The organism is Myxococcus sp. AM011 (assembly GCF_013372595.1).
GTDB lineage: Bacteria > Myxococcota > Myxococcia > Myxococcales > Myxococcaceae > Myxococcus > Myxococcus eversor.
The window spans coordinates 17,900-37,786 of sequence record NZ_JABXEM010000001.1 but is presented as its reverse complement, the minus strand read 5'-3'; the positions used below and the strand labels follow the sequence as shown (position 1 = coordinate 37,786).

Genomic DNA, 19,887 nt, shown 5'->3' with positions numbered 1-19,887 from the left:
CTGGCGGGAGGCGATGTGCTGCCCGTGCGGCGCGTGCGCGAGCACCTTTCGCGCGTGGCTCCCGGCGCGGTGCTCGTCAACGGCTACGGCCCCACGGAGAACACGACCTTCACGGCGTGCCACCGCCTGGAGTCGGGCGACGTCGTCGGCGCTTCCGTGCCCATTGGCCGTCCCATCTCCAACACTCGCGTCTACGTGCTGGATGAGTGGTTCGAGCCGGTGCTCCCCGGTGCGCCGGGTGAGTTGTTCACCGGGGGCGATGGTCTGGCCTGGGGTTACCTGGGCCGTCCAGACCTCACGGCCGAGCGCTTCGTGCCCCACCCGTTCAAGGCGGGAGAGCGCCTCTACCGCACGGGCGACAAGGTGCGCTGGACGGACGACGGCACGTTGGAGTTCCTCGGCCGCACGGACTTCCAGGTCAAGGTGCGCGGCTTCCGAATCGAACCGGGCGAGGTGGAGAGCGTCCTGCGTCTGCACGGCGGCGTGAGCGAGGCCATCGTCGTGGTGCGAGAGGACGCGCCGGGCGACAAGCGCCTCGTCGCCTATGTCGTGGCGCCCGACGTCGACGTGGCGGGGCTGAAGGACTTCCTGCGCCAGAAGCTGCCCGAGTACATGGTGCCCTCGGCCCTGGTGTGCCTGGAGTCCCTGCCGCTGACGCCGAACGGCAAGGTGGACCGCAGGGCCCTGCCGGCGCCGGAGCTGGAGGGCTCGGGCGGCGACGCCTTCGCGGTGCCCGTGGGTGCCACCGAGGTGGCGCTGGCCGGCATCTTCTCCGACGTGCTGGGCGTCCCGCGCGTGGGGCGCGATGACGACTTCTTCGAGCTGGGCGGACACTCGCTCCTCGCCACCCAGGTCGTCTCCCGCATTCGGGCGACGTTCGACCTGGAGCTGGCCCTGCGTGAGCTGTTCGAGTCTCCGACGCTCTCCACACTCGCCGGGCAGGTGGATGCCCTGCGCCTGGAGCGACGGGGCCTGGGCCTGCCCCCGCTCGTGCCCGTGCCGCGCACGGAGGCGCTGCCGCTGTCCTTCGCGCAGCAGCGCCTGTGGTTCATCGACCAGTTGGAGCCGGGCAGCCCCCTGTACAACATGCCCTCCGCGCTCCGGCTCGTCGGCGACCTGGACGTGGAGGCGATGGAGCGCTCCATCTCCGACGTGGTGGAGCGCCACGAGGCGCTGCGCACCACCTTCGCCTCACGCGACGGAGAGGCCGTACAGCACATCCACCCGGCCGCGCCCGTGAGGTTGCCGGTGGTGGACCTGAGCACCCTGCCCGCCTCCGAGCGCGAGGCCGAGGTGCACCGCCGTGCCCGCGAAGAGGCCCTGCGGCCCTTCGACCTCACCACGGGCCCGCTCTTCCGCGTCGCGTTGCTGCGCGTGGAGGAACGGGAGCATGTGCTGCTGTCGACGATGCATCACATCGTCTCCGACGGCTGGTCCACGGGGGTGCTCGTGCGCGAGCTGGGCGCCCTCTACGCGGCGCACCTGTCCGGAACACGGGCGGAGCTGCCGCCCCTGCCGGTGCAGTACGCCGACTTCGCGGCCTGGCAGCGAGGCTGGCTGCGCGACGAGGCGCTCCACACGCGCCTGGGCTACTGGAAGCGGCGGCTCGAAGGCGCTCCGGCGCTGCTGGAGCTGCCCACCGACAGGCCCCGTCCGTCCGTCCAGACGCGCAACGCCGCTCAGCGCGCCGTCGTGCTGTCGGCGGAGCTCTCCGACGCCATCAAGGCTCTGTCCCAGCGGCACGGCGCCACACCCTTCATGACGCTGCTGGCAGCGTTCCAGGTGCTCCTCGCGCGCTACTCCGGCCAGGACGACATCGTCGTCGGCTCGCCCATCGCAGGCCGCAACCGAGGGGAGACCGAGGGCCTCATCGGCTTCTTCGTCAACACCCTGGCGCTGCGCGCGCGGCTGGAGCCACACGCCTCCTTCGCCTCGCTGCTGACGCAGGTGAAGCGCACCACGCTGGAGGCCTTCGACCACCAGGACGTGCCCTTCGAGAAGCTCGTCGAGGAGCTGCAGCCCGAGCGCAGCCTCAGCTACTCGCCGCTGTTCCAGGTCATGTTCTCCGTGCTGAACACCCCCATGGGCGCGCTGGAGCTACCCGGGCTGCGGCTGGAGGGACTCGGGGACAACGAGATGCCCCTCAAGTTCGACCTGGACCTCTCTCTCGTGGAGACGCCCGCGGGCTTCGTGGGCTCGCTCGACTACAACGTCGACCTGTTCGACGGCGCCACCATGGAGCGGATGGTGGAGCACCTGCTCACCCTGCTCCGCGCGGCCGTGGCCAACCCCGAGCAGTCGCTCTCCGCCCTGCCGCTGATGGACGAGGCCGAGCTGCGACGCGTCCTCCGGGAGTGGAACGACACCGCGGCGCCGGTCCCCGCTGATGCCTGCGTCCACCAGCAGCTCTCCGCCCGGGCCGGCCTCACTCCGGACGCGCTCGCCGTCGTCTCCGACGCGGGCTCGCTCACCTTCGCCCAGCTCGATGCGCGCTCCAGCCAGCTCGCCTCGCACCTGCGCTCGTTGGGCGTGAAGCCCGGGACGCTCGTGGCGCTGTGCATGGAGCGCTCGCTGGAGGTGCCCGTCGCCGTCTTCGGCGTGCTCAAGGCCGGTGGCGCCTACGTGCCGCTGGACCCGGCCTACCCGCGTGAGCGGCTGGCCTTCATGCTCCAGGACACCTCTGCCCCGGTGCTGCTCACCCAGCGTCACCTCCTCGGAGTGTTGCCCGAGGGCCCCGCCGTGGTGTGCCTCGACGCCGGCTGGGAGACCGATTTCGCCGACGCAAAGGCGCCCCTGAGTGAGTGGGTGCCCTCCGAGAGCGCGGCGTACGTCATCTACACATCTGGCAGCACGGGGCGGCCCAAGGGCACCGTGCTGACCCACCGCTCCCTCTCCAACCACGCCGCGTGGATGCGCTCCCGGTTCGACCTGGGGCCCGGTGCACGGCCGCTGCTGCTCACCTCGCTCAGCTTCGACGTGTCCGTCGCCGAGCTGTTCGCCACGCTGCTGTCCGGTTCGACGCTGGTCATCGCGCCGCTGGAGGCCCACCGCGATGCGTCCCTCCTGGTGGAGACCGTGGTGCGACACCACGGCACCGTGCTCCAGGTGGTGCCGTCGCTGCTGAGAGTCCTGCTGGAGGAGCCCGGACTGCGCGCCGCCACGAGCCTGCGCCGCATCATCTCCGGTGGCGAGGCGCTGCCGGCGGACCTGCCGCCACGCGTGCGCGAGGTGTTGCCGAGCGTGAGCCTGGACAACAACTACGGCCCGACGGAGGCCACCATCGACGCCACCTCGTGGCCGGTGGAGCGCTTCACCGGGCCGGTGGCCCCCATCGGCCGGCCCATGTCCAACACCCAGGCCTATGTCCTGGACGCGGACCTGCGGCCTGTTCCCACGGGCGTGCCCGGCGAGCTGTATCTGGGCGGAGAGGGTCTGGCGCGCGGCTACCTGCATCAGCCCCACCTCACCGCCGAGCGTTTCGTCCCCGACCCCTTCACGACCCGGCCCGGCGCGCGCCTCTACCGCTCGGGCGACAAGGTGCGGTGGCGGGCGGATGGCACGCTCGACTACCTGGGCCGCATCGACTTCCAGGTGAAGCTGCGCGGCCTGCGCATCGAGCTGGGTGAAGTCGAAGCCGCGCTCCTGCGTCAGCCGGGCCTCCAGGAGGCCGCCGTGCTGGTGCGCGACGACCTGCTCATCGCCTACGTGGTTCCGCGAGCGGGGAGCACGCTCGACGCCACGGAGCTCCGGCGAGGCCTGCTGACGGGCCTGCCGGAGTACATGGTGCCCGCCGCCTTCGTGGTGCTGGAGGCGCTGCCGCTCACGCCGAACGGCAAGCTGGACCGCAAGGCGCTGCCAGCGCCGGACGCGCACGTCGACGTGGAGGCCTCGTGGATTGCTCCGCGCACGCCCACGGAGCAGACGCTGGCGGAGCTGATGGCCGCCATCCTCCGCGTCGAGCGGGTGGGGGCCGAGGACAGCTTCTTCACCCTGGGAGGCCACTCGCTGCTCGCCACCCAGCTCGCCTCGCGCATCCGGACCGCGTTCCGGGTGGACCTGCCCCTGCGAGCCCTCTTCGAGGAGCCCACGGTGGCGGGCCTCGCCGCGCGCATCGACGCCAGCCGGGGGGAGACGACTCCGGCGGCGCCGTCCCTGGTGCCCGTGCCTCGCACGGAGGCGTTGCCGCTCTCCTTCTCCCAGCAGCGCCTGTGGTTCATCGACCAGCTCTCTCCGGGCACGCCGCTCTTCAACCTGCCCACGGCGCTGCGCGTGGACGGGGCACTGGATGTCGGAGCACTGGAGCACGCCTTCAACGCCCTGGTGAACCGCCACGAGGTGCTGCGCACCACCTTCGCCGTGCGCGGCGGTGAGCCCGTGCAGCACATCCGTCCCGCCTCGGGCTTCAACGTGCCCGTGGTGGACCTGAGCGCGCTGTCCGAAGAGGAGCGACAAGCTCGGACGCAGGCCCTCATCGAAGAGGACGCCCTCGCTTCGTTCAACCTCTCGACGGGGCCGCTCCTGCGAGCCTCGCTGCTGAAGCATGGCCCTCGGGCCCACGTGCTCCTGGTGACGATGCACCACATCGTCTCCGACGCGTGGTCCACGGGCGTCCTCGTGCGCGAGCTGGCTACCCTGTACGTGGCCCGGACCACGGGCACTCCGGACAGGCTGCCACCGCTGCCTGTCCAGTACGCCGACTATGCGGCGTGGCAGCGCTCATGGCTGCGCGGCGACGTGCTCCAGCGTCAGCTCGACTTCTGGAAGGGGCACCTCTCGGGTTCCTCGGGTGTCCTCGAGTTGCCCACGGACAGGCCCCGTCCCGCCGTCCAGTCCCACAAGGGCACCCTCCTCCCCGTCGAGCTCACGGGTGGGCTGAGCGCCTCCGTGCGCGCGCTGGCCCAGCGTGAGGGCGTCACGCCGTTCATGGTGCTGCTCGCGGCCTGGCAGCTCGTCCTCTCCCGCTACGCCGGACAGGACGACGTCTCCGTCGGCTTCCCCATCGCCAACCGCCAGCAGGGGGAGACGGAGGGCCTCATCGGCTTCTTCGTCAACACGCTCGTCCTGCGCTCGCGCATCGACGCGCGAGGCTCCTTCCTCCAGCTCCTCGCCCACGTGCGCGGTGCCACGCTGGCCGCGTACCAGCACCAGGACATCCCCTTCGAGAAGCTCGTCGAGGGACTCCAGCCCCAGCGCGACCTCGCGCGCAGCCCGCTCTTCCAGGCCACCCTCACCCTCCAGAACACCCCCGTCGAGACCACCCCGCTCCCGGGGCTCTCCTTCACTCCGCTCACCGCGCACGTCACCACGTCGCAGTACGAGGTCAGCCTCCTGCTGGAAGAGGGGCCCCAGGGCTTCTCCGGCGCCCTCAACTACAACACCGACCTCTTCGACGCGGACACGGTGAAGCGGCTGATGCGCCACTACGCCGTGCTGCTGGAGGCAGTCACGGCCGCACCGGAGCGCCCGCTGGGCCTCGTGTCACTGCTGTCCTCCGAGGAGCGGCACCAGGTCCTGGCGCAGTGGAACGCCGTCACCGGGGAGTACCCGCGTGACGCGGCCATCCACCAGCTCTTCGCCCGACAGTCGGCGCTCACACCGGACCGCGTCGCCGTCGAATCCGAGGACGCGCTCCTCACGTACGCGCAGCTCGAAGCGCGCGCGAACCGGCTCGCCCGTCATCTTCGCGGACTGGGCGTGCAGCCCGGCGGCCGCGTCGCCGTGCACCTGAAGCGCTCCGTGGACCTGGTGGTCGCGCTGCTGGGCACCCTCAAGGCGGGAGCCGCCTACGTCCCGCTCGATGCCACCTGGCCGACCGAGCGCATGGCGTGGGTCCTGCGCCAGTCCTCCGCCGCCGTGCTGCTGACCGAGTCCTCGGTGGCGGATGAGCTGCCGGAGCTGGGCGTCGTGCTCGTCGTCCTGGACGAAGAGGCCGCGCACATCGCCCGCCAGCCGGACTCGGCTCCGGAGGTGCCCGCGAGCGCGGACGCCCTGGCTTACGTCATGTTCACCTCGGGGAGCACCGGCGAGCCCAAGGGCGTCTCCGTGCCGCACCGGGGAGTCGTCCGACTCGTGCAGCCCCACGGCGTCATCCGCTTCGGGCCCGACGAGGTCTGGCTCCAGGCGGCGCCGGTCGCCTTCGACGCCTCCACGCTCGAGCTGTGGGGCGCGCTGCTTCACGGCGCCCGGCTCGTCCTCGCGCCCCCTGGCGCGCTGTCCCTGGAGGAGCTGGGGGCGCTGCTCGCGCGACACCGCGTCACCTCGCTCTGGCTCACCGCTGCCCTCTACGAGCAGATGGTGACGTACCAGCCACAGGCCCTGGCCGGCGTCTCCCAGGTGCTCGCGGGTGGAGACGTGCTGCCCGCGCGGCGCGTGCGCGAACACCTCGCGCTGCTGCCTCCGGGCGGCGTGCTCATCAACGGCTACGGCCCCACGGAGAACACCACGTTCTCCGCCACCCACGCCCTGCGCGCGGGTGACGCGGTGGGCGACTCCGTCCCCATCGGCCGGCCGGTGCCCCACTCCTCGGCCTTCGTGCTGGACGGCGCCCTCCAGTTGGTTCCTCCCGGCGTGACGGGAGAGCTCTACGTCGGAGGCGACGGCCTCGCGTGGGGTTACCTCGGACGGCCCGACCTCACGGCGGAGCGCTTCGTGCCCCATCCCTTCGGGGCTCCGGGCACGCGGCTCTACCGCACGGGCGACAAGGCTCGGTGGCGGACGGACGGCACGCTGGAGTTCCAGGGCCGCGCCGACTTCCAGGTCAAGGTGCGCGGCTTCCGCATCGAACCCGGTGAAGTGGAGAGCGCCCTGCGCCAACACCCGAGCGTCGGTGAGGTCATCGTCGTCGTGCGCGAGGACGTGCCGGGCGACAAGCGACTCGTCGCCTACGTGGTGCCTTCGGAGCAGGGACTGGACGCGAGCGCCGTGCGCGGCTTCGTCGAGGAACGGCTCCCCGCGTACATGGTGCCGTCGGCCATCGTCACGATGACCGAGCTGCCGCTCACGGCGAACGGCAAGGTCGACCGCAAGGCCCTTCCGCCGCCCGGAGTCGGCACCCCGTCTCAGGAAGAGGCACCCGAAGCGCCCCGCACCGCCACGGAGGCAGCGCTCGCGGGCATCTACGCCGAGGTGCTCGGCGTCCCGCGAGTAGGGCCGAGCGACGACTTCTTCGAGCTGGGAGGCCACTCCCTCCTCGCCACCCAGGTCGTCTCCCGCATCCGCTCCGCCTTCAACGTCGAGCTGCCACTGAGGGAGCTCTTCGAGGCGCCCACCGTCGCCGGACTGGCCCGGTATCTGGAGTCCTCGCGGCAGGAGCAACAGGGGCAGGAAGTCCCACCGCTGATGCCCGTGCCTCGCACCGGCGCCTTGCCGTTGTCCTTCGCGCAGCAGCGGCTGTGGTTCATCGACCAGCTCGAGCCCGGCAGCGCCCTCTACAACATCCCCACGGCGCTTCGCCTCGAAGGAGCGCTCGACGTCGCCGCCCTGGAGCGCGCGGTCTCCGACGTCGTCTCGCGCCACGAGGCGCTCCGCACCACCTTCGCCTCCATCGACGGGCAACCGTCCCAGGTCATCCACCCCGCGGCACCCCTCTCCATTCCGCTCATCGACCTCCAGCACCTGGATGAGGCCGACCGTCAGGCCGAGGCCCGACGACTGACGGCGCAAGAGGTGGAGCGCCCCTTCGACCTGACCTCCGGGCCTCTGTTCCGCCTCTGCCTCGTCAAGCTGGCGGAGCGCGAGCACCTGCTCATCACCAACGTCCACCACATCGTCTCCGACGGCTGGTCCTCCGGCGTGCTGGTGCGCGAGTTGGGGACGCTCTACGCGGCGCATCTGTCCGGCGAACCCGCCAGGCTTCCGGCGTTGAGCGTGCAATACGCCGACTTCGCGGCGTGGCAGCGCGGCTGGCTGCGTGACGAAGCCCTGCGGACACGGCTGGCCTACTGGAAGCAGCAGCTCCGTGGAGCCCCCGCGCTCCTGGAGCTGCCCACCGACAGGCCGCGCGCCGCCCTCGGGTCGCGTGAGGCCGCCATCCTCCCCATCTCGCTGGGGGCCGAGCTGTCCGACGCCGTCAGGTCACTCGCGCAGCGCCAGGGCGCGACGCCCTTCATGACGCTCCTGGCCACCTTCCAGCTCCTGCTCTCACGCTACTCCGGGCAGGACGACATCTCCGTGGGCTCGCCCATCGCGGGACGCAACCGCGCGGAGACCGAGGGCCTCATCGGCTTCTTCGTCAACACGCTGGTGCTCCGCGCGCGCATCGACCCGCGAGCGTCCTTCCGCGAGTTGGTGGAGCGCGTGCGCGCCACGACGCTGGGGGCCTACGAACACCAGGACGTCCCCTTCGAGAAGATCGTCGAGGAGCTCCAACCCGAGCGCAGCCTCGACGTCTCGCCACTCTTCCAGGTCATGTTCTCGCTGCTGAACACGCCCATGGGAGACCTGGAGCTGCCCGGCTTGCGCCTGCTCTCCGTCGACCGAGGGGACGCGCCCGCCAAGTTCGACCTCGACCTCTCCTTCGCCGAAGCGCCTTCTGGCTACGAGGGCTCGCTCCAGGTCGCCACGGCGCTCTTCGATGCCTCCACGGCCACGCGCATGGTGGCTCACTTCCTCACCCTGCTCCGCGCCGCCGTGAAGCACCCGGAGGCGCCCGTCTCCACGCTGCCGCTCATGGACTCCACCGAGCGGCACCGCCTCCTCGTGGAGTGGAATGACACCACCTCGAGCACGCGGGCCTACGTCCTCGATGCGCACCTGGAGCCCGTCCCCGTGGGCGTCCCCGGGGAGCTGTTCCTGGGCGGAGTGCACCACGCGCTCAGCTACGGGCAGGGTCCGCAAATCACGGCCGAGCGCTTCCTCCCGGATGCACTCAGTGGCCTGTCCGGTGCGCGCCTGTACCGCACCGGCGACAAGGTCCGCTGGCGCGCGGACGGCTCTCTCGAGAACCTGGGACAGGTCGCCCCTCGCGCTACACCGCGAGACGCGCGAGGCGAACGCGACGACGTCGAGGCCGCGCTGCGCTCCCACCCTCACGTTCGTGAGGCCGTCGCCCTCGTCCGCGAGGATGTCCCCGGCAAGAAGCGCCTCGTCGCCTATCTCGTGCCCCAGGGCGCGCTCGACCTGACGGTGCTGCGCTCCTTCCTGGAGGAGCGGCTCGCCGAGTACCTGGTGCCGTCGTCCTTCGTGTCCCTGGCGGCACTCCCGCGCCTGCCAGACGGCGAAGTGGACCGCGACGTCCTGCCGCCTCCCGCGGCCGTTGCCTCCGAGCAGTCCGCGTGGAACCCGCCGTCGACCCCCACCGAGAAGACCCTGGCCAGGCTCATGGCCGACCTCCTGCGCGTCGAGCGCGTCGGAGCGAGCGACTCCTTCTTCTCGCTCGGCGGCCACTCCCTCCTCGCCACCCAGCTCGTCTCCCGCATTCGAGCGGCACTCGACGTCGAACTGCCGCTGCGCGCCCTCTTCGAGAGCCCCACACCGGCGACCCTGGCCGCGCGCATCGACGCCACCTCCCAGTCGAACCCGCTGACCGCGCCGTCGCTGGTACCCGTGCCGCGCACGAGTGCGCTCCCGCTGTCCTTCGCGCAGCAGCGGCTGTGGTTCATCGACCAGCTCGAGCCCGGCAGTGCCCTCTACAACATGCCCGCCGCGCTGCGGCTCGAAGGGGCGCTGGACACGAACGCACTGGAGGCCAGCTTCGACGCCCTGGTGCGGCGCCATGAGGCCCTCCGCACCACGTTCTCCTCGCATGAGGGCGAGCCCGTGCAGGTCATCCGCCCGGCCCCTGCCTTCTCGCTGCCGCTCGTGGACCTGAGCGACACGCAAGGAGAAGAGCGTGAGACCCGGGCTCAGCGGCTCATCAACGAAGAAGCCCTCAGGCCCTTCGACCTGGCCACCGGCCCGCTCCTGCGCGCCTCGCTGCTCCGGATGGACGCGAAGGAGCACGTGCTGCTGGTGACGATGCACCACATCGTCTCCGACGGCTGGTCCATGGAGGTGCTGGTGCGCGAGCTCGTCGCGCTCTACTCGGCCCTGGCCACGGGCACGTCACCCGCTCTCGCGCCACTGCCGGTGCAGTACGCCGACTTCTCCGCCTGGCAGCGCGCGTGGCTGCGCGGTGACGTGCTTCAACGACAGCTCGACTACTGGAAGCACCAACTCGCGGATGCGCCCGCCGTGCTGGAGCTGCCCACGGACAGGCCCCGCCCCGCGGTCCAGTCCTCCAAGGGTGACGCGCTGCCGTTCCACCTGCCCGAGGAGCTGACCCAAGCCCTGGAGTCCTTCACTCAAGCGGAAGGGGCCACGCTCTTCATGGGCGTGCTGGCCGCCTTCCAGCTTTTGCTCTCGCGCTACTCCGGACAGGACGACATCTCCGTCGGCTCGCCCATCGCGGGCCGCAACCGCGCGGAGACGGAGGGCCTCATCGGCTTCTTCGTCAACACCCTTGTCCTGCGCTCCCGCATCGCACCGCGCGCCAGCTTCCGCGAGCTGCTCGCACAGGTGCGCGCCTCCACCCTCGCGGCCTACGAGCACCAGGACGTCCCCTTCGAGAAGCTCGTCGAGGAACTCCAGCCCCAGCGCAGCCTGAGCCACTCGCCGCTCTTCCAGGTGATGCTCTCGCTCCAGAACACGCCTCGACAGGCGCTGGCGCTTCGCTCCGAAGAGAGCGGGCTGGAAGCACTGAAGCTCACGCCGATGGAGGCGCAGGGGCTGGCGGCGAAGTTCGACCTCTCGCTCTCGCTTGCCCGGACGTCCCAGGGGCTCGGAGGAGCGCTCGACTTCCGCACGGAGCTGTTCGACGAGAGGACCGTCGCGCGCATGGCGGAGCACTTCGTCACCCTGCTGAAGGCCGTGGTCGCCGCGCCCGATGCGGACCTGGGTTCGCTGTCACTGCTCTCCGACGCGGAGCGGGAGCAGCTCCTCGTGGCGAGGAACGACACGCACCGGGAGCTGCCATGGGAAGGCGCGCTGCACGAGCGAATCGAAGCGCAGGTCGCGCGCACGCCCGATGCGCTGGCGGTCCTCGACGACACGACGTCGCTCACCTTCGAGCAGCTCGACCGCCAGGCCAACAGGCTCGCCCACTGGCTGCGCGCTCACGGCGTCAGGCCCGAGTCGCGCGTCGCCCTCTGCATGGAGCGCGGCGTCGACATGATTGTCGCCGTCCTGGGCATCCTCAAGGCGGGCGGCGCATACGTCCCCCTGGACCCCGCCCATCCTCGCGAGCGGCTCGCCTTCGTGCTCCGGGATTCCGGCGTCACGCTCGTCCTCACGCAGCGGCTCCTCGCCGATCGGCTGGAGACGCCATCCGTCAAGGTCGTCCCCCTGGATGACCCGGGCGTGACCACGACACTCGCCGGTGAAGCGGACACCACGCCGTCCCGGGTCTCCTCGCCACAGCACCTCGCCTACGTCATCTACACGTCGGGCAGCACCGGCCATCCGAAGGGCGTGATGATTCAGCACGCCTCCGTGATGAACCTGCGTGCGGCCCTTTCGTCCACGGCGCTCGCCGGTCTTCAGGGCCCGCTGCGAGTCAGCCTCAACGCACCGCTCGCGTTCGACGCGTCTGTCCAACAGCTCGTCCAGCTCTCCGATGGCCACACCTTGTGCGTGGTGCCCCAGTCCATCCGTCAGGACGCGGCCCTCCTGGTGAACTGGGTGGAGCAACAACACGTCGACGTGCTCGACTGCGCGCCTTCTCACCTCCGCGTGCTGCTCGGAGAAGGACTGGCCTCCCGTCGCCCCCTGCGCATCCTCGTCGGAGGCGAAGCGGTAGATGACGCGCTCTGGGAGAAGCTCGCCACCCACCCGAACATCACCGCCTTCAACGTCTACGGCCCTACCGAGTGCACGGTGGACTCCACGGCCCGCGCGGTGCGAGGCGCGCCGCGTCCTTCGCTCGGTACACCGCTGGCGAATGTGCGGGCGTACGTCCTGGATGCCCACCTCCAGCCCGTCCCCGTCGGTGTCCCCGGAGAGCTGTTCCTGGCCGGCGACGGCGTGGCGCGTGGCTACCTCGCGCGCCCGTCCCTCACCGCGGAGCGCTTCCTTCCCAATCCGTTCAGCTCCGTCCCCGGCGCGCGCATGTACCGCACGGGCGACAAGGTGCGCTGGCTCCCCCATGGAGAGCTCGCGTTCATCGGTCGCCTCGACTTCCAGGTGAAGCTGCGCGGCTTCCGGATTGAATTGGGTGAAATCGAAGCCACCCTCTCGGGCCACCCTGACGTCCGTGAAGCCCTGGTCCTCCTCCGAGAGGACGTGCCCGGCGACCAACGCCTCGTCGCCTACTTCACCTCTCAGTCACGCCCGCCCGAGGCCGCTGCCCTCCGCGCCTACCTCGCCAAGAGACTCCCGGCCTACGAAGTCCCCGGCGCGCTCATGGCCCTGGAGTCCTTCCCGCTGACGCCCAACGGAAAGGTGGACCGCAAGGCCCTGCCTTCTCCCGATGCGACACCCGTCGCCGCCGCCTTCGTCGCCCCGCTCACGCCCACCGAGGTGCGCCTCGCCGCCCTTTGGGCTGAAGTCCTCCGGCTCCCCTCCGTGGGCCGCCATGACCACTTCTTCGAGCGAGGCGGCCATTCCCTGTTGGCCACCCAGTTGATGGCGCGCATCCGCTCCGCCTTCTCGCTGGAAATCCCCCTGCGCGCCCTCTTCGAGGCGCCGACCCTTGAGCAGCTCGCCCTCCGCGTCGAGCACGCCACTGAGTCAGCCGCTCTCCCTCCGCTGCTCCCCACCCCGCGAGATGGCACGCCACTGCCCCTCTCCTTCGCGCAGCAGCGCCTCTGGTTCCTCGAGCAGCTCCAGCCCGGAACTCCCACCTACAACATGCCCGGCGCCCTCCGTCTCGAGGGCCCTCTCGACGTCCTCGCCCTCCAGCGCGCCTTCTCCGAACTCATCCGCCGTCACGAAGCCCTCCGCACCTCCTTCGTCGAGGACAACGGAACTCCCTTCCAGACCATCTCCCCCCCGTCCTCCTTCTCTCTTCCCATGGAGGACCTCTCCTCTGCCGAGGAGCGTGAAGTCCTGGCCCGTGAGCGAGCGCACCAGGATGCCGTGCGTCCCTTCGACTTGAGTCGCGGCCCCTTGCTCCGAGCCTCGCTGCTGCGCCTCGCGCCCCAGCAGCACGTCCTGCTCCTCAACCTCCACCACGCCGTCTCCGATGGCTGGTCCATGGGTCTGCTCGTCCGGGAGGTGACTTCCCTCTACGAGGCCTACAGCCAGGGCCTCCCGTCTCCCCTTCCCGAGCTGCCGCTCCAGTACGCCGACTACGCTGTCTGGCAACGTCAGTGGCTCAAGGATGACGTCCTCTCCAGGCAGGTCGCGTGGTGGAAGCACCAGCTCGCCGGGGCACCCGCTGTCCTCGACCTGCCCACCGACTTCCCACGGCCCCCGCTCCAGTCCTTCCACGGTCGCACCGTCGACTTCCAGCTTCCCCAGGCCCTCTCCCGCGCCGTGGAAGCCTTCTGCAAGCAGGAGGGCAGCACCCTCTTCATGGGCATGCTGACCGCCTTCCAACTCCTGCTCTCTCGCTACTCCGGGCAGGACGACATCTCCGTCGGCTCTCCCATCGCCGGCCGCAGGGCTTCCGAGTTGGAGGGCCTCATCGGCTTCTTCGTCAACACCCTCGTCCTCCGCTCCCGTGTCGACCCACGCTCCTCCTTCCGCGAGCTGCTCTCCCAGGTCCGTTCCTCCACGCTCACCGCCTACGAGCACCAGGACGTTCCATTCGAGAAGCTCGTCGAGGAGCTCCAGCCCCAGCGCAGCCTCAGCCACTCACCTCTCTTCCAGGTGATGTTCACCCTTCAGAACACCCCCACGGGTGCGCTGGAGGCCGGGCAAGGCGCCGAGGCGCTGAGCGTCGCAGCCGTCGCACCCGACGTCCGGTCCACCCACTTCGACCTGACGCTGTCGCTCGCCGAAACGCCGGAGGGCCTCTCCGGCGCATTCACCTATCGGACTGACTTGTTCGAAGAGCGCACCATCACTCGTATGGCCGGGCACTTCGCCACGCTGATTGAAGCCGTCATCCACGCTCCAGAGGCGCACGTCGGCGAGCTGCCGCTGATGCCCGTCGCCGAGCGCGCGCAGGTGCTGACGAACTGGAACAACACTCACCGGGAGCTGCCCTGGGAAGGTGCGCTGCACGAGCGAATCGAAGCCCAGGCCGCGCGCACGCCCGATGCACTGGCGGTCCTCGACGACAGCGGGTCGCTCTCCTTCGACCTCTTCAACCGCCGCGTCAACAGGCTGGCGCATTGGCTGCGCTCGCGAGGAGTCGGGCCCGAGGTCCGCGTCGCGCTGTGCATGGAGCGTGGCGCCGACGCGCTCGTCGCCCTCTTCGCCATCCTCAAGGCCGGTGGGGCCTACGTCCCCACGGACCCGACGTACCCGCGTGAGCGCCTCACCTTCATCCTCCAGGACTCCGGTGCGCGCCTCGTCCTCACGCAGCGGCACCTGGCCGAGCCGCTCGAAACGCCGGGCCTGGAGGTCGTGTGCCTGGACGACCCGAGCGTCGCCGAGGCACTGAGCCGAGAGCCCGAGAGCAACCCGACACGAATCACCTCACCCGAGCACCTCGCCTACGTCATCTACACGTCTGGCAGCACGGGCCACCCGAAGGGCGTGATGATTCAGCACGCCTCCGTGATGAACCTGCGTGCGGCCCTCGCGTCCACGGCCCTCGCCGGTCTTCAGGGTCCGCTGCGAGTCAGCCTCAACGCCCCGCTGGCCTTCGACGCGTCTGTCCAGCAACTCGTCCAGCTCTCCGATGGCCACACCTTGTGCGTGGTGCCCCAGGCCATCCGTCAAGACGCGGCCCTCCTGGTGAACTGGGTGGAGCAACACCACGTCGACGTACTCGACTGCGCGCCTTCTCACCTCCGCGTGCTGCTCGGAGAAGGACTGGCCTCCCGTCGCCCCCTGCGCATCCTCGTCGGAGGAGAAGCGGTGGACGACGCGCTCTGGGAGAAGCTCGCCACCCACCCTCACATCACCGCCTTCAACGTCTACGGGCCCACCGAGTGCACGGTGGACTCCACGGCCCGCGCGGTGCGAGGCGCGCCGCGTCCTTCGCTCGGCACGCCGCTGGCGAATGTGCGGGCATACGTCCTGGATGCCCACCTCCAGCCCGTCCCCGTCGGTGTCCCCGGAGAGCTGTTCCTGGCTGGTGACGGCGTGGCGCGTGGCTACCTCGCGCGCCCGTCCCTCACCGCGGAGCGCTTCCTTCCCAATCCGTTCAGCTCCGTCCCCGGCGCGCGCATGTACCGCACGGGGGACAAAGTCCGCTGGCTGCCAACCGGAGAGCTCGCGTTCATCGGTCGCCTCGACTTCCAGGTGAAGCTGCGCGGCTTCCGGATTGAGTTGGGTGAAATCGAAGCCACCCTCTCTCTCCACCCCGACGTCCGTGAAGCCCTCGTGATCTTGCGCGAGGACGTCCCCGGCGACCAACGTCTCGTCGCATACTTCACCTCTCACGCCCGCTCGCCCGAGCCCGCCTCGCTCCGCGCTTTCCTCGCGGAGAGGCTCCCGGCCTACGAAGTCCCCGGTGCGCTCGTGGCCTTGCAGACCTTCCCGTTGACGACCAACGGAAAGGTGGACCGCAAGGCCCTGCCTTCTCCCGATGCGACACCTGGCGCTGACGCCTTCGTCGCTCCGCTCACGCCCACCGAGGTGCGCCTCGCTGCCCTCTGGGCCGACATTCTTCGCCTGCCTTCCGTGGGTCGCCACGACCACTTCTTCGAGCGAGGCGGACATTCCCTGTTGGCCACCCAGTTGATGGCGCGCATCCGCTCCGCCTTCTCGCTGGAAATCCCCCTGCGCGCCCTCTTCGAGGCACCGACCCTCGAACAGCTCGCCCTCCGCGTCGAGCGCGCCACTGAGTCAGCCTCTCTCCCGCCGCTGCTCCCCGCCCCGCGAGACGGCGCACCGCTGCCCCTCTCCTTCGCGCAGCAGCGCCTCTGGTTCCTCGAACAGCTCCAGCCCGGAACTCCCACCTACAACATGCCCGCCGCCCTCCGTCTCGAGGGCCCTCTCGACGTCGTCTCGCTCCAGCGCGCCTTCTCCGAGCTCATCCGCCGCCACGAAGCCCTCCGCACCTCTTTCGTCGAGGACAACGGGTCCCCGTTCCAACGAATCTCTCCTCCGTCCCTCTTCACCCTCTCACTGGAGGATCTCTCCTCTGTCGAAGAGCGTGAACCCCTCGCACGTGAGCGGGCACATCAGGACGCGGCCCGTCCCTTCGACTTGAGTCGCGGCCCCTTGCTCCGAGCCTCGCTGCTGCGCCTCGCGCCCCAGCAGCACGTCCTGCTCCTCAACCTCCACCACGCCGTCTCCGATGGCTGGTCCATGGGTCTGCTCGTCCGGGAGGTGACGTCCCTCTACGAGGCCTACAGCCAGGGCCTCCCGTCTCCCCTTCCCGAGCTGCCGCTCCAGTACGCCGACTACGCTGTCTGGCAACGTCAGTGGCTCAAGGACGAGGTGCTGGCCCGTCAGGTGACCTGGTGGAAGCACCAGCTCGCCGGGGCACCCGCTGTCCTCGATCTGCCCACCGACTTCCCACGGCCCCCGCTCCAGTCCTTCCACGGTCGCACCGTCGACTTCCAACTTCCCCAGGCCCTCTCCCGCGCCGTGGAAGCATTCTGCAAGCAGGAGGGCAGCACCCTCTTCATGGGCATGCTGACCGCCTTCCAGCTCCTGCTCTCCCGCTACTCCGGGCAGGACGACATCTCCGTCGGCTCTCCCATCGCCGGCCGCAGGGCTTCCGAGCTGGAGGGCCTCATCGGCTTCTTCGTCAACACCCTCGTCCTCCGCTCCCGTGTCGACCCACGCTCCTCCTTCCGCGAGCTGCTCTCCCAGGTCCGTTCCTCCACGCTCACCGCCTACGAGCACCAGGACGTTCCATTCGAGAAGCTCGTCGAGGAGCTCCAGCCCCAGCGCAGCCTCAGCCACTCACCTCTCTTCCAGGTGATGTTCACCCTCCAGAACACCCCCACGGGTGCGCTGGAGGCCGGGCAAGGCGCCGAGGCGCTGAGCGTCGCAGCCGTCGCACCCGACGTCCGGTCCACCCACTTCGACCTGACGCTGTCGCTCGCCGAAACGCCGGAGGGCTTCTCCGGCGCATTCACCTACCGGACTGACTTGTTCGAAGAGCGCACCATCACTCGCATGGCCGGGCACTTCGCCACGTTGTTGGAAGCCGCCGTCCACGCCCCCGAAAAACACGTGGGCGAGCTGCCGCTGATGCCCGTCGCCGAGCGCGAGCAGGTGCTGACGCGATGGAACGACACCCACCGTGAGTTGCCCTGGGATGGCGCCATCCACGAGCGACTTGAGGCGCAGGTCCTAAGAACTCCCGACGCCCTGGCCATCCTCGATGACAGCGGGTCGCTCTCCTTCGACATCTTCAACCGCCGCGTCAACAGGCTGGCGCACTGGCTGCGCTCGCGCGGAGTCGGGCCCGAGGTCCGCGTCGCCCTCTGCATGGAGCGTGGCGCCGACGCGCTCGTCGCCCTCTTCGCCATCCTCAAGGCCGGTGGGGCCTACGTCCCCACGGACCCGACGTACCCGCGTGAGCGCCTCACCTTCATCCTCCAGGACTCCGGTGCGCGCCTCGTCCTCACGCAACGGCACCTGGCCGAGCGGCTCGAAACGCCGGGCCTGGAGGTCGTGTGCCTGGACGACCCAAGTGTCGCCGAGGCACTGAGTCGAGAGCCCGAGAGCAATCCGACACGAATCACCACACCCGAGAACCTCGCCTACGTCATCTACACCTCGGGCTCCACCGGCCGGCCCAAGGGCGCCATGATTCAGCACGCCTCCGTGATGAACCTGCGTGTCGCCCTCGCCGAGAGGGTGTTCTCGAAGGGAGAGGGCCCGCTGCGGCTCGCCATCAACGCTCCGCTGGCGTTCGATGCCTCCGTCCAGATGCTCGTGCACCTGACGGACGGCCATGCACTGGGTGTCGTGCCCCAGGCCGGGCGACAGGACACGGCCCTGCTGTGCGCCTGGGTGGAGAAGCACGGCATCGACATGATGGACTGCTCGCCCTCGCACCTGCGCCTGCTCCTGGACGAGGGGTTGGCGTCGCATCGCCGCCTGCGCGTGCTGGTGGGCGGAGAGGCCATCGAGGAGTCCCTCTGGGCGAAGCTCTCCACCCACGAGCACCTCGAGGCCTTCAACGCCTACGGCCCCACCGAGTGCACGGTGGAGTCCTCCTGCCACCCGATACGCGGAACATCCCGGCCGGTCCTCGGCCCTCCGCTCATCAACATCCAGACGCACGTGCTCGATGCGCGCATGCAGCCCGTTCCCCTGGGGGTTCCCGGCGAGCTCTTCCTCGGAGGCGCGGGGGTCGGCCGGGGCTACCTCGACAGGCCCGACCTCACCGCCGAGCGGTTCCTCCCGGACCCGTTCTCGTCCTCGCCTGGCGCCCGCCTCTACCGCACGGGCGACAAGGTGCGCAGGTTGGACACCGGCGAGTTCGAGTACCTCGGCCGCCTCGACTTCCAGGTGAAGCTGCGCGGCTTCCGGATTGAGTTGGGGGAAATCGAAGCCACGCTGGAAGCCATCTCCGGAGTCCGCCGCGCCGTCGTCCTCGCGCGGGAAGACCGGCCCGGGGACAAGCGCCTCGTCGGATACCTCGTCACCGACGAAGGTCGTGCCCTGGACCTCGCGGCGGTGCGCGAGGTGCTGCACCAGTCACTCCCCGAGTACATGGTGCCCTCCGCCTTCGTCTTCCTGGCGGCGCTCCCGCTCAACTCCAGCGACAAGGTGGACCGGAGGGCCCTGCCCGCTCCGGACACATCCGACACGAGCATCGAGTACGTCGCCCCGCGCAATCCCGGCGAGGAGACCGTCGCGGCGCTCTGGATGGAGCTGCTCGGTGTGAGCAAGGTCGGAGCCACCGATGACTTCTTCGCCCTGGGGGGTCACTCCCTGATGGCCGTCCGCCTGATGGCGCTGCTGCGTGAGCGATTGGGTGTCTCGCTGCCGGTGTCCGCCCTCTTCCAGGCCTCCACGGTGGAGCGACTGGCCCGACAGGTGGAGCAGCGGGAGCAGGGCCCCCGGCCCACGCCCAACCTCGTGTGCCTGGACACGGGCACGTCGACGGAGCGGCCCCTCTTCCTCGTCCACGGAGGAGGAGGCACGGTGTTGGGCTACACCGAGCTTGTCCGTGGGCTCGGCACGCAGCGGCCCATCTACGGCCTGTCCGCGTCCGGGCTGGACGGCGGCGAGCTGCCCGAGTCCTCCGTGGAGGCGCTGGCGCGCGACTACCTCGCACAGCTCCGCACGGTACAGCCACGGGGTCCCTACCTCCTCGGAGGCTGGTCCTTCGGCGGCGTCGTGGCCCACGAGATGGCGCGGTTGCTCGAAGCCACGGGCGAGAAGGTGGACCTGCTGGTGATGTTCGACAGTCATGCGCCCACCCGGCAGCCGCTGCCCGAGCCCGACACGCTCACGCTGCTCGCGGGCTTCGGACAGATGCTCGGCGTGTCCTGGGAAAACCTCTCGCTGGACGTGAATCAACTGGAGCGACTGGGCGCGCGAGAGGTGCTGGCTCGGGCACTCCCACATCTGCGTCGTTCCACTCCGGCATTGCACACGCTGGAGCTCGACACGGCCGAGCGGCTCTTCAACGTCTACCAGCGACTCACCCAGGCCCAGCTTCGCCACGTGCCCGGCGGCGTCTACACGGGTCGGACCGTGCTCTTCCGAGCCACCAGGGCTCCTGGCGAAGCCCCTGTGAGCGAGGACCTCGGCTGGCGCGAGTGGCTCACCGGAAGTCTCACGGTGCACGACGTCGCGGGCGACCACTTCACGATGTTGAGTGCACCGGGAGTCTCCGCGCTGGTGGAGCAGCTCGCTCGAGACCTGGAGGATGCGTCCTCGTGA

General features: G+C 70.0%; 1 protein-coding gene (running past one end of the window). It reads left to right on the top strand.

Annotated features, from left to right (window positions below; translation table 11 throughout):
- Window positions 1-19,887 carry the end of a non-ribosomal peptide synthetase gene (locus HUW62_RS00090; protein WP_176433180.1) on the top strand. 25,953 nt of this gene lie to the left of the window's left edge, so only the last 19,887 of its 45,840 coding nucleotides appear in the window; its start codon lies beyond the left edge, outside the window; the stop codon is at window positions 19,885-19,887.